This window comes from Heyndrickxia sp. FSL W8-0496, from assembly GCF_038007825.1.
In the GTDB taxonomy this organism is placed as follows: Bacteria; Bacillota; Bacilli; order Bacillales; family Bacillaceae_C; genus Heyndrickxia; species Heyndrickxia oleronia.
Genome location: NZ_JBBOXX010000001.1, coordinates 1,621,891 through 1,634,277 on the forward strand (window position 1 = coordinate 1,621,891; position 12,387 = coordinate 1,634,277).

Here is a 12,387-nt window from a genome sequence, read left to right on the forward strand (position 1 = left end):
CTCTTCTAACCTTTGATACTGTTTTTGCATTAATGTCTCACCCTCGAGATTTAAAAAGTTTTTTAAAGTCCATCGAGGTGCTTGAGCTTTTAAAATGAATTGGAGGGAAAGAAATGTCACAAGGTGAAAAAATCAGAGTAGAAAATGGCGTGTTAAACACACCAAATAATCCAATTATCCCATTTATTGAAGGTGACGGTACAGGACCTGATATTTGGGCAGCATCACAAAGAGTGCTAGATGCAGCTGTTGAAAAAGCATACAAAGGTGAGCGTAAAATTGAGTGGAAAGAAGTTTATGCTGGTCAAAAAGCATTCGATAAAACTGGTGAATGGCTTCCTTCTGAGACTCTAGACGTAATTCGTGAATATTTAATAGCAATTAAGGGACCACTTACTACTCCTGTTGGAGGCGGTATTCGTTCATTAAATGTAGCTTTACGTCAAGAATTAGACTTATTTGTATGTTTACGCCCAGTTCGTTATTTTGAGGGTGTTCCATCTCCTGTAAAACGTCCTGAAGATACTGATATGGTAATCTTCCGTGAAAACACTGAGGACATTTATGCAGGTATTGAATATCAAGAAGGTTCTGCAGAAGTGAAGAAAGTCATTGAATTTTTACAAAACGAAATGGGTGTGAATAAAATTCGCTTCCCTGAAACTTCTGGAATCGGTATTAAGCCGGTATCTGCAGAAGGAACGAAGCGTTTGGTACGCGCAGCAATTAACTATGCTATTAAAGAAGGACGCAAATCTGTAACTCTTGTACATAAAGGAAATATTATGAAGTTTACAGAAGGAGCTTTTAAAAACTGGGGTTATGAGCTAGCAGAACAAGAATTCGGCGATAAAGTATTCACTTGGGCACAGTATGATAAAATTAAAGAAGAACAAGGTTTAGATGCTGCGAATAAAGCACAAGATGAAGCTTTAGCTGCTGGAAAAATTCTTGTAAAGGATTCAATCGCTGATATCTTCTTACAACAAATATTAACTCGTCCACGTGAATTTGATGTGGTTGCAACAATGAACTTAAATGGTGACTATATTTCTGATGCACTTGCTGCTCAAGTAGGTGGAATTGGTATTGCTCCAGGAGCAAACATCAACTATGAAACTGGTCATGCTATTTTTGAAGCAACACACGGAACAGCACCTAAATATGCTGGATTAGATAAAGTAAATCCATCTTCAGTAATCCTTTCTGGTGTTCTTTTACTTGAACACTTAGGTTGGAATGAAGCTGCTAACTTAATTACTAAATCTATGGAAAAAACAATTGCTTCAAAAGTTGTCACTTATGATTTTGCTCGTCTAATGGATGGGGCTACAGAAGTGAAATGTTCTGAATTTGGAACAGAGCTAATCAAAAATATGGAAATATAATAAGGGAGCCTGGCAACAGGTGACAAAAAAATGCCGGTTGATACTTATCGCCGGCAGTTTTAATATAGATCTGTACAGAATCATTACATGACTAACCATTCAAGGAGGATTTTTTAAATGACTATGAACAGAAAAAAAATCTCAGTTATTGGTGGCGGTTTTACTGGTGCAACTACAGCATTCCTTTTAGCACAAAAAGAGCTTGGAGATATTGTACTTGTTGATATTCCTCAAGCAGAAAATCCTACAAAAGGGAAGGCACTTGATATGTTAGAAGCTGGTCCTGTTCAAGGGTTTGATGCTAATATTATCGGAACGTCTAATTATGCAGATACAAAAGATTCTGATGTAGTTGTCATTACAGCAGGTATTGCTCGTAAACCAGGTATGAGTCGTGATGACTTAGTACAAACAAACCAAAAAGTAATGAAAAGTGTAACACAGGAAGTGGTTAAGTATTCTCCAAACTGCTTCATTATCGTATTAACCAATCCAGTTGATGCAATGACATACACAGTATTCAAAGAGTCCGGATTCCCTAAAAACCGTGTAATCGGTCAATCAGGTGTACTTGATACTGCTCGCTTCCGTACATTTGTTGCACAGGAATTGAATTTATCCGTAAAGGATATAACAGGATTTGTTCTTGGTGGCCATGGGGATGATATGGTACCGTTAGTGCGCTATTCTTATGCTGGCGGCATTCCTTTGGAAACATTAATCCCAAAGGAGCGGTTAGATGCTATTGTTGCACGTACACGTACTGGTGGTGGAGAAATTGTAAACTTACTAGGTAATGGTAGTGCTTATTATGCACCTGCAGCTTCTTTAGTGGAAATGGTTGAGGCACTTGTAAAAGATCAACGTAGGGTTCTGCCTTCCATCGCTTATTTAGAAGGTGAATATGGATATGATGGGATCTATCTTGGAGTTCCAACGGTACTAGGTGCTAATGGTATTGAAAAAATAATCGAACTAGAATTGACAGCAGAGGAAAAAGCTGCGCTTGATAAATCGGCTGAATCTGTTAAAAATGTAATGAATGTATTAGCTTAAATAAATAGAAAAAGGGATTTTTCGAAAGGATTTGATTCTTTTGAAAAATCCCTTTTTCTATCGAAGTACTTATTAAATATTATGATATAATAAATGTAATCGTTTTCAAAAACAAAGGGGGATGTTGTAATGCTTTTAGGAAAAAGGAGAAAGATTGGGAGAAAAATTGAAGAAATATCTATTGGAGAAAAATTAACCTTAACTGAAACAGTTGAGGATAAGGACCTCCTTCTATATTTAGGATTGACAAATGATGCAAATCCATTATACATACAACATGATTATGCTGCCCAAACTCCATTCGAAAAGCCAATTGTACCAACAATCATGCTAACAGGTATGATTACGTCGGCTATATCCAAGTATTTACCAGGTCCGGGGTCACATGTGGTTACTCAGAAATTAGAATTTTTAAAACCTATCTATCATTATAGCTCGATTCATTTCCTATTCGAAGTAGTAGATGTACATCCAGATAAACATTTGATAGATATTCAAATTCAAGCAACCAATGATGCAAACGAAACAGTTATTCAAGGTTTTTTAACTGTATGTCCACCACATAGAATAGAAACATTAAATGAAAAAGTATTAGATAATTTTTGAAACGATCCAATAATCGGATCGTTTTTATTTTTTTCGGAACCTTTTACAAATAAATACGTACATAAAGATAGATAAATAGGGGGAGAAAGGGTGGTTTGATTGAGTTTAAAAAGAATTTATACAATTACAGGATTCATTATAGCAATCATTATCCTTGGGATTGTGCTTGTTTCTTCTTGGTATACTGTGGATGAATCAGAGCAAGCAGTGATACTAACATTTGGTAAAGCAGAGGAAGCTATCCAGGAACCAGGACTCCATTTTAAGTTACCTTGGCCAGTCCAATCGGTTGAAAAGCTTTCACGAGAGACTTTTAGTTTGCAATTTGGTTATGATCAAAAGAAAAATAAGGTGAAAGATTACCCTGATGAAACAAAAATGATTACTGGGGATGAAAACATCCTCATGGCTGATTTAGTTGTACAATGGAAAATAACTAATCCGGAGAAATATCTATTTAATTCTGAGCAGCCGAATCAAATTTTATATAACGCTACATCATCTTCTTTGAGAAGTATTATAGGAAGCTCGAAAATTGATGATGCACTTACATCTGGGAAAGCTGAAATAGAGGCAGGTGTCCGTGAATTATTGACTTCATTAATTGAAAAATATGACATTGGTATTTCAATAATGGCGGTAAAATTACAGGATGTTGAGCTCCCGAATACAGATGTCCGAAAAGCCTTTACAGATGTCACGGATGCGAGAGAAACAATGAATACGAAAATTAATGAAGCAAAGAAATACGAAAATAAGCGAATGAATGAAGCAGAAGGAGAGAAGGAAGCACTAATATCTAGAGCCGAAGGGGAAAAAGCATCCAGAATTCAAATAGCTCGTGGGGATGTTGCAGTATTCAATAAACTTTATAATGAATACAAAAAAAATCCTGAAATTACTAAAGAGCGCCTAGTCATTGAAACTCTTGAGCAGGTTCTTCCTGGGGCAGAAATCTACATTATGAATGATGACGGGAATACGATGAAATACCTGCCGATCCCTCCGTTAGAAAAAGAAACACCAATAACAGAAAAGAAAGAAGAGGGAGGCGACCAAAATAATGAAGGATGATAACGTCATTAATATGAAAGAGACAAAGCTTGGGGAAATGAACTGGAGAAAGTATACAAAGATTGGGATATTTTTTATTATTTTAATCATTATTTTCGGGCTAATCCTATCAAATATCTTTATTGTTAAAGAGGGAGAATATAAGGTCATCCGGCAATTTGGTGAAGTGGTAAAAATCAAAAGTGAACCAGGATTGGGCTTTAAGCTGCCATTTATTCAAAGTGTGACAACACTTCCAAAATATCAAATGACCTATGATGTCTCGAAAGCAGAAATTAATACAAAAGATAAGAAACGAATGATTATAGATAATTATGCTATTTGGAAAATAGTAGACCCTAAAAAAATGATTACGAATGCTAGAAATGTTGATAATGCTGAAAATAGAATGGAAGAGTTTATTTATTCAGTTGTCCGTGCCGAATTAGGAAACTTAAATTATGAAGAAATTATTAATGATGAAGTATCATCGAGAGGAAGTTTAAATGATAAGGTTACTGATATGGTTAACGATCTTTTAGCTAAGGATAACTACGGCATCGTCGTAACTGATGTTCGGACAAAAAGAACCGACTTACCTGAGGAAAATGAGCAATCCGTTTATACTCGAATGATTTCTGAAAGAGAAACGAAGGCACAAGAATATTTGTCTAAGGGTGATGCTGAGAAAAATACGATCGAGGCCAAAACGGATAAAGTAGTAAAAGAAATGCTTTCAAAAGCTCAAGCGGATGCAGAAGTAATCCGATCCGAAGGAGAAGGAGAGGCAGCTAAAATCTATAATGAAGCTTTCTCGAAAGATAAAGAGTTTTACCATCTTTTTAGAACATTAGAATCATACAAAAAGACAATTGGTGACCAAACAATGATCATTCTCCCATCAGATTCACCATATGCAAAATTATTAATGGGCTATACAAAATAATAGACTGATATGGTCAGCAACGATGCTGGCCATTTTCCTTTTCAGGCGTGTACATGATAAAATGGGGTAAGGTAACTACTCGGATACGATAAATCTGGAGGGGAAACGATTGGAAAAAAAGCTAATATTAATTGATGGAAATAGTATCGCCTATCGGGCATTTTTTGCCTTACCATTATTAAACAATGATAAAGGGATCCATACCAATGCCATTTACGGTTTTACAACGATGCTAATGAAAATTTTGAATGAAGAAAAGCCTTCTCATTTATTAGTGGCTTTTGACGCAGGGAAGACGACTTTTCGTCATAACACATTTAAAGAATATAAAGGAACGAGGCAGAAAACACCACCTGAGCTTTCGGAACAATTTCCATTTATTAGAGAGCTACTAGATGCCTATGGGATTAAAAGGTATGAATTAGAAAACTATGAAGCTGATGATATTATTGGGACACTCTCTCTTCAGGCTGAAAAAGATGGTTTTGAAGTGAAGGTAATATCTGGAGATAAGGATTTAACACAGCTAAGCTCAGAACATACAACAGTATGCATTACTAAAAAAGGGATCACAGAAATAGAGGAGTATACACCAGAGCACATTAAAGAAAAATATGGTTTAACTCCAGAGCAAATTATTGATATGAAGGGATTAATGGGTGATTCATCGGATAATATTCCTGGAATTCCTGGAGTCGGAGAGAAAACAGCCATTAAACTATTAAAGGAATATGAAACAGTAGAAAACTTATTACAATCTATTGATCAAGTTAGTGGGAAGAAATTAAAAGAAAAAATCGAGGAATATCAAGAACAAGCAATCATGAGTAAAAAGCTTGCAACAATTACTCGTGAAGCTCCTGTAACTATATCAGTGGATGAAACAGCATATGAAAATAGTAATGATGAAAAACTAGTTACTCTTTTCAAAGAGCTAGGTTTTAATTCATTAATAGATAAATTAGATGTCAAACATAACCCTGATCAAAAGGAAGAGTTCGACAAGCTCGAATATCAAATAATTGAAGAAATCACAGATGAACTGTTTACGAACGAGAGTGCTCTTTATTTGGAAATCTTTGAAGAGAATTATCATACGGGTGAAATAATTGGTCTAAGTATTTGTAATGAAAATGGAGTATTTTATTTACCGGTAAAGACTGCTTTGAATTCTAGTGCATTTAAAACATGGGCGCAAGACGAAACAAAGAAAAAATTTGTATATGATGGAAAAGCTGCAGTTGTTGCTTTAAGACGTTTTGGTGTGGAGCTGAAAGGAATAGATTTTGACTTATTAATTGCTTCTTATTTACTCAATCCTTCGGAAACTGTGGAAGATTTTGCATCCGTTGCGAAACGTCACGGGTATAACATAGTTCATAGTGATGAAGAGGTGTTCGGTAAAGGGGTGAAGCGAAAAGTTCCAGAAGAGAACATCCTTGCTGACCATGTAGTGAGAAAGGCTGTTGGAATTGCTAGCTTGGTTATTTCTTGCTTAGAGGAGCTTGAGAAAAATGATCAGCTAGAACTCTTTACAGAGCTTGAGCTACCTCTTTCATTTATTTTAGCAGATATGGAATCAACTGGAATTATGGTGAATATTGACCGTTTAAAACAGATGGGGGAAGAATTGACTGAACGTTTACAATCAATAGAAGAAAAAGTGTTCGAATTAGCTGGTGAGTCATTTAATATTAATTCTCCAAAGCAATTAGGTGTTATATTATTTGAAAAACTAGGATTACCTGTGTATAAGAAAACTAAAACGGGTTATTCAACATCTGCAGATGTACTTGAAAAGCTTGAATCTGAACATGAGATTGTTAAGGAAATCCTCCACTATCGTCAATTAGGTAAATTACAATCAACCTATATTGAAGGTTTATTAAAAGTTGTTCATTTAGACAATAGTAGGATTCATACAAGATATAATCAAGTTCTTGCTCAAACAGGAAGACTAAGCTCGGTTGACCCTAATCTTCAAAATATCCCCATTCGACTAGAGGAGGGACGTAAATTAAGACAAGCCTTTATCCCAACTGAAGAGGATTGGTTCATTTTCTCTGCTGATTACTCACAAGTAGAGTTGCGTGTATTAGCTCATATTGCTTTTGATAAAAAGCTTATCGAAGCTTTTAACGAAGATATGGATATTCATACGAAGACAGCGATGGATGTATTCCATGTGAAAAAAGATGAAGTAACCAATAATATGCGTCGGCAAGCAAAAGCAGTTAACTTTGGAATAGTTTATGGAATTAGTGATTATGGGTTATCACAAAATTTAGGTATTACAAGGAAGGAAGCAGGGAATTTTATTGAACGCTATTTTGCGAGTTATCCTGGGGTAAAAGATTTTATGACGGATATTGTTCAGGATGCAAAACAAAAGGGTTATGTTTCAACAATTCTAAAAAGAAGAAGATATATACCTGAAATAACTAGCAGAAACTTTAATATTCGTAGCTTTGCCGAGAGAACTGCAATGAATACACCGATTCAAGGAAGTGCCGCTGATATTATTAAGAAAGCAATGATTGATATGGCGGCTAGATTAAAACAAGAAAACCTACAAGCGCGTCTTCTTTTACAGGTACACGATGAATTGATTTTTGAAGCTCCTAGTAATGAAATTGATATTTTAAAAAAAATTGTACCTGAAGTGATGGAAAATGCAGTTCAATTAGTTGTACCTCTTAAGGTTGACTATGCATACGGTCCTACTTGGTTTGATGCAAAATAAGTAATAAAAGAGGAGATTTATGATGCCTGAATTACCGGAAGTAGAAACGATTAGAAGAACATTACAGAATCTTGTAGTAGGGAAAACGATTGATAATGTACAGGTGCATTGGCCTAAAATCGTAAAAAAGCCGGTTGAGGTTGAACAATTTAAGGATGCATTGATCGGGGAAACAATTACAGATATTAATCGAAGAGGGAAGTTTCTAATTATTAATCTAAATACTTACGCTCTCGTTTCCCATCTACGTATGGAAGGAAAATATGGTTTATTTAATACTGACGAACCATATGATAAGCATACACATGTCATATTTCATTTTACCGATGGAACAGAGCTGCGTTATCGCGATGTCCGAAAATTTGGGACAATGCATTTATTTTTGAAGGGTGAAGAAAACAACGACCTTCCATTATCACAATTAGGTCCTGAACCGTTTTCAAGCGCATTTACTAACCAATATTTGCAGGGAAAGCTTAAGAAAACTGAACGAAAGATAAAACCTGTACTTTTAGACCAAACAATTGTTACAGGACTTGGCAATATTTATGTGGATGAAGCATTGTTTAGAGCAAAGATACATCCTGAACGAAAGGCCAACACCTTGAATAGCGATGAATTAACAAATCTTCATCAAGAAATTATCGCTACCTTATCTGAAGCTGTAGAAAAAGGTGGGAGTACCATTCGTTCCTATGTAAATTCCCAAGGAGAAATTGGTATGTTCCAATTGCAATTACTCGCATATGGGCGTAAAGGGGAAGAGTGTAAACGATGCGGAACCCCTATAGAGAAAATTGTCACCGCGGGTCGAGGAACTCATTTTTGTCCAAACTGTCAAAAGAATAAGCCTTAATTAAATTTTAACATCTGATAAGCTCCTTCCATATATTATAGTTAGTGATGTGAGAACAGGAAGGAGCTTTATCATGGGCTTTCAGTTATCACTCTTTTTAATGGCTTTTGCTGTTAGTTTAGATAATTTTAGTGCAGGTTTTACTTATGGTTTAAGAAAAATGAAAATCCCGATAAAATCTATATTGATTATAGCGATTTGTTCCGGACTTTCATTGGGAATTGCATGTGTCTTTGGGAGGATTCTACAGTCGTTTATCGATCCTAATCTCGCCAATCGATTGGGTGGAATCATATTAATTTTGATTGGCATTTGGGTCTTGTATCAATTTTTTAAGCCAGAAAAGGTATCAACAAAAGAGGATGAAAAAGTAGTATTAAATGTTGAAATTCGTTCACTCGGTGTAGTCATAAATATATTAAAAAAGCCAACGAGTGCGGATTTTGACAATTCTGGAGCCATAAATGGAATTGAAGCGTTTATGCTTGGATTTGCTTTGTCTTTAGATGCCTTTGGAGCTGGAATTGGAGCAGCTATGCTTGGATATTCTCCAACCTACTTAAGTATTCTAGTTGCGTTAATGAGCTTTTTATTTGTAACAGGTGGATTAAAATTAGGAAAAATGTTCTCCCATCTTAATTGGATGCAAAAAATTTCTTTTTTACCGGGTGTATTACTAATATTAATCGGAGTATTTAAATTTTAGTGAGGTTATAAATATGGCAAAGATTATAGGACTAACCGGTGGTATTGCGAGTGGAAAAAGTACAGTTTCTAACTTATTAAGAAGAAAAGGCTTTGCTATTGTGGATGCAGATATTGCTGCTAGAAAAGTTGTTGAAATTGGTGAAGATGCCTATAAACAAATAGTTGAAGCTTTTGGTCCAGAGATTTTACAACAAGATCAGAATCTGGACAGAAAAAAACTAGGAACCATTGTTTTTCATGATGAAGAAAAACGGCTAATGCTAAATCAAATTGTTCATCCCGCTGTTAGAGAATACATGCAAAAAGAAAAAGAAACAGCTCTTAAACAGGGGAAAGAGACGGTTATTATGGACATTCCATTATTGTTTGAAAGTAATCTCGGTTATATGGTAGATCAAACGATCCTTGTCTATGTTGAGCAATCCATCCAATTACAAAGACTGATGGATAGAAATCAATTCACGGAGACAGAGGCGATGGCAAGAATTCAATCACAAATGCCACTTGAAGAAAAAATTGAGAAATCTGATGCTGTAATTAATAATAATGGAACGATTGATGAGACAGAACAACAATTAAATGAAATCATTACAAAATGGTTCCTTAAACCTTAAATTTATAAGGTAAATAGAATAACACAAATAAGGGAGATTCCTATAAATATTAGGAATCTCCCTATTTTTATTTGGAATTTATAAATAGAAACATATTTGTACTTACATAATTCGATTAATGTGTTATACTATTTTTAGAAAATCCACTTAATGAGTATAACTTTAATATTGGAGGCTAACATTGATGAAAACAAGAATAGCAATTAATGGATTTGGTCGAATTGGACGAATGGTATTCCGAAAAGCGATATTAGAGAATGAATTAGATATAGTAGCGATCAATGCAAGTTATCCTGCAGAAAGCTTAGCACATTTAATTAAGTATGATACAACACATGGGAAATTTGAGGCAGATATTCTGTCAACTGAAGAAGCATTAATTGTTAATGGACATCGCATTAAACTCCTAAATCAACGGAATCCAGGAGAACTTCCGTGGAAAGATATGAATATAGATATTGTAATTGAGGCAACTGGTAAATTTAATTCACGAGAAAAGGCTGAACTTCATTTACAAGCCGGTGCCAAAAAAGTGATCTTAACTGCCCCTGGGAAAAATGAAGATGTAACTATTGTCATGGGAGTAAATGAAAGCGCATTAAAAATTGATGAACATGACATCATTTCAAATGCATCATGTACAACAAACTGCTTAGCACCAGTCGCCAAAGTATTAAATGAGCAATTTGGCATTGAAAACGGATTAATGACTACTGTCCATGCCTATACGAATGACCAAAATAATATAGATAATCCGCATAAAGATTTACGTCGTGCCCGTGCATGTGCGCAATCCATTATACCTACAACAACAGGTGCTGCTAAAGCGTTAGCCCTCGTTCTACCAGAACTGAAGGGGAAGCTTCACGGAATGGCTTTAAGGGTACCAACTCCAAATGTATCCTTAGTTGATTTAGTTGTAGATTTGAAGAAAGAAGTAACAGTTGAAGAGGTAAATGAGGCGTTTATGACAGCTGCCTCAGGCTCCTTGCATGGAATCCTAGAATTTACGACAGAGCCACTAGTATCAGTTGATTTTAATACGAATCCACATTCAACTATTATTGATGGTTTATCGACCATAGTGATGGATGGACGAAAAGTGAAAGTTCTTGCATGGTATGATAATGAGTGGGGATATTCCTGTCGAGTTGTAGATTTAACTAAATTTGTTGCCAAAGAAATGAATACAAAGTCAAAAGTAAACATAGGATAAAATATATGAGCTTGCTATCCATGGATAGCAAGCTTTTTTTATCATTCTATTGCAAAAAGAATTTAAACAAAGTATACTATTTTTCGTGAAGTTAAAAATTTAATATTTGTGGCTACTTAAAGGGTTAGGACCTCTTTGGACTAACTTTCCCCCGTGGTAGTTACATTTGTGCTTTTCACAATGTTTTTTAACGGCAAAAATATTAAGTTTGAAGGGGGAACGATCAATGGAAACTATGGGTCGTCATGTAATTTCTGAATTATGGGGTTGCGATTTTGAAAAGTTAAACAATATGGATTTTATTGAAAAAACGTTTGTTGATGCAGCATTAAAATCTGGTGCTGAAATTCGCGAGGTGGCTTTTCATAAATTTGCTCCACAAGGTGTGAGCGGTGTAGTTATTATTTCTGAGTCACATTTAACTATTCACAGCTTTCCCGAACATGGATATGCTAGTATTGATGTTTACACATGCGGGAATTTAGATCCAAATATTGCCGCAGATTATATAGCAGAAAGTTTACATGCTGAAAAGAGGGAAACGATTGAATTACCTCGTGGCATGGGAGCCGTACAAATTAGCAAAGAACAAGTAAATGTATGAAAAAATAATATAAAAAAAGAGCAACGAGGTGTATCGACATACACCTCGTTTTTTTTCTTGTGATTTTCACAAGTTTTCTATATCATGAAGATATTAATGATCTTTGAACGGAGTTGATCATATGAAATGTCCGTCATGCTCACATAATGGAACTCGCGTAGTTGATTCACGCCCTATTGATGAAGGCCGCTCTATACGGAGAAGAAGAGAATGCGAAATATGTAACTATCGTTTTACAACATTCGAAAAGGTCGAAGAATCTCCTCTTATCGTCGTGAAAAAGGAAGGGGTACGCGAGGAGTTTAGTCGTGATAAAATATTACGAGGTTTAATAAAAGCTTGTGAAAAAAGACCTGTGGCTCTTGCGGAATTAGAAAAAATAACGTTAGATATAGAGCAGCACTTAAGAAATCAAGGATATTCTGAGGTTAACTCGGAGTTAATTGGTGAACTGGTTATGGACAAGTTAGCAAAAGTAGATGAGGTTGCATATGTCCGGTTTGCTTCGGTTTATAGGCAGTTTAAGGATATCAATGTTTTTCTTGAGGAATTGAAAGAACTAATAAAAAAAGATTAGCAAATGGAGGGTGACCCAAC

The 12,387-nt window shown here is 35.4% G+C and carries 12 protein-coding genes; all 12 read left to right on the plus strand.

Annotated features, from left to right (window positions below; genetic code table 11):
* The first annotated feature begins 113 nt into the window (after positions 1 to 113).
* The 12 genes from icd to nrdR all read left to right on the plus strand — a co-directional run bounded on the left by icd (position 114) and on the right by nrdR (position 12,367).
* Complete coding sequence (gene icd, locus NST63_RS08085; RefSeq protein ID WP_212943441.1) at positions 114 to 1,388, plus strand: NADP-dependent isocitrate dehydrogenase; 1,275 nt, start codon at positions 114 to 116, stop codon at positions 1,386 to 1,388.
* Positions 1,389 to 1,505: 117 nt separating this feature from the next.
* Positions 1,506 to 2,444: a malate dehydrogenase gene (gene mdh, locus NST63_RS08090; RefSeq protein WP_212943439.1), complete on the plus strand. Its 939-nt coding sequence runs from the start codon at positions 1,506 to 1,508 to the stop codon at positions 2,442 to 2,444.
* Between the two features lie 129 nt (positions 2,445 to 2,573).
* Complete coding sequence (locus NST63_RS08095; RefSeq protein ID WP_058006641.1) at positions 2,574 to 3,050, plus strand: MaoC/PaaZ C-terminal domain-containing protein; 477 nt, start codon at positions 2,574 to 2,576, stop codon at positions 3,048 to 3,050.
* 99 nt (positions 3,051 to 3,149) lie between these two features.
* Positions 3,150 to 4,124, plus strand: coding sequence for an FtsH protease activity modulator HflK (hflK, locus tag NST63_RS08100; protein WP_341041780.1), 975 nt, complete (start codon positions 3,150 to 3,152; stop codon positions 4,122 to 4,124).
* On the plus strand, positions 4,114 to 5,049 hold the full coding sequence (gene hflC, locus NST63_RS08105) for a protease modulator HflC (protein WP_212943435.1): 936 nt from the start codon (positions 4,114 to 4,116) through the stop codon (positions 5,047 to 5,049). Before hflK ends, hflC begins: the two co-directional genes overlap by 11 nt.
* A gap of 109 nt (positions 5,050 to 5,158) precedes the next feature.
* Positions 5,159 to 7,792, plus strand: a complete 2,634-nt coding sequence (gene polA, locus NST63_RS08110) for a DNA polymerase I (protein ID WP_341041781.1) — start codon at positions 5,159 to 5,161, stop codon at positions 7,790 to 7,792.
* 22 nt (positions 7,793 to 7,814) lie between these two features.
* Positions 7,815 to 8,648, plus strand: coding sequence for a DNA-formamidopyrimidine glycosylase (mutM, locus tag NST63_RS08115; protein WP_212943431.1), 834 nt, complete (start codon positions 7,815 to 7,817; stop codon positions 8,646 to 8,648).
* Positions 8,649 to 8,721: 73 nt separating this feature from the next.
* The gene (gene ytaF / locus NST63_RS08120) at positions 8,722 to 9,354 is read left to right on the plus strand and encodes a sporulation membrane protein YtaF (protein WP_058006636.1); all 633 of its coding nucleotides are present in this window, start codon (positions 8,722 to 8,724) and stop codon (positions 9,352 to 9,354) included.
* Positions 9,355 to 9,367: 13 nt separating this feature from the next.
* A complete protein-coding gene (coaE, locus tag NST63_RS08125; RefSeq protein ID WP_212943429.1) occupies positions 9,368 to 9,970 on the plus strand; it encodes a dephospho-CoA kinase in 603 nt (200 codons plus the stop codon).
* A gap of 184 nt (positions 9,971 to 10,154) precedes the next feature.
* Positions 10,155 to 11,186, plus strand: a complete 1,032-nt coding sequence (locus NST63_RS08130) for a glyceraldehyde-3-phosphate dehydrogenase (RefSeq protein ID WP_071976972.1) — start codon at positions 10,155 to 10,157, stop codon at positions 11,184 to 11,186.
* A 226-nt stretch (positions 11,187 to 11,412) separates the two neighbouring features.
* Positions 11,413 to 11,790 carry an adenosylmethionine decarboxylase gene (speD, locus tag NST63_RS08135; RefSeq protein ID WP_058006633.1) on the plus strand — a complete coding sequence of 126 codons (378 nt, stop codon included), beginning with the start codon at positions 11,413 to 11,415 and terminating at the stop codon, positions 11,788 to 11,790.
* Between the two features lie 121 nt (positions 11,791 to 11,911).
* A complete protein-coding gene (gene nrdR / locus NST63_RS08140) occupies positions 11,912 to 12,367 on the plus strand; it encodes a transcriptional regulator NrdR (protein ID WP_058006632.1) in 456 nt (151 codons plus the stop codon).
* Positions 12,368 to 12,387 lie beyond the last annotated feature (20 nt).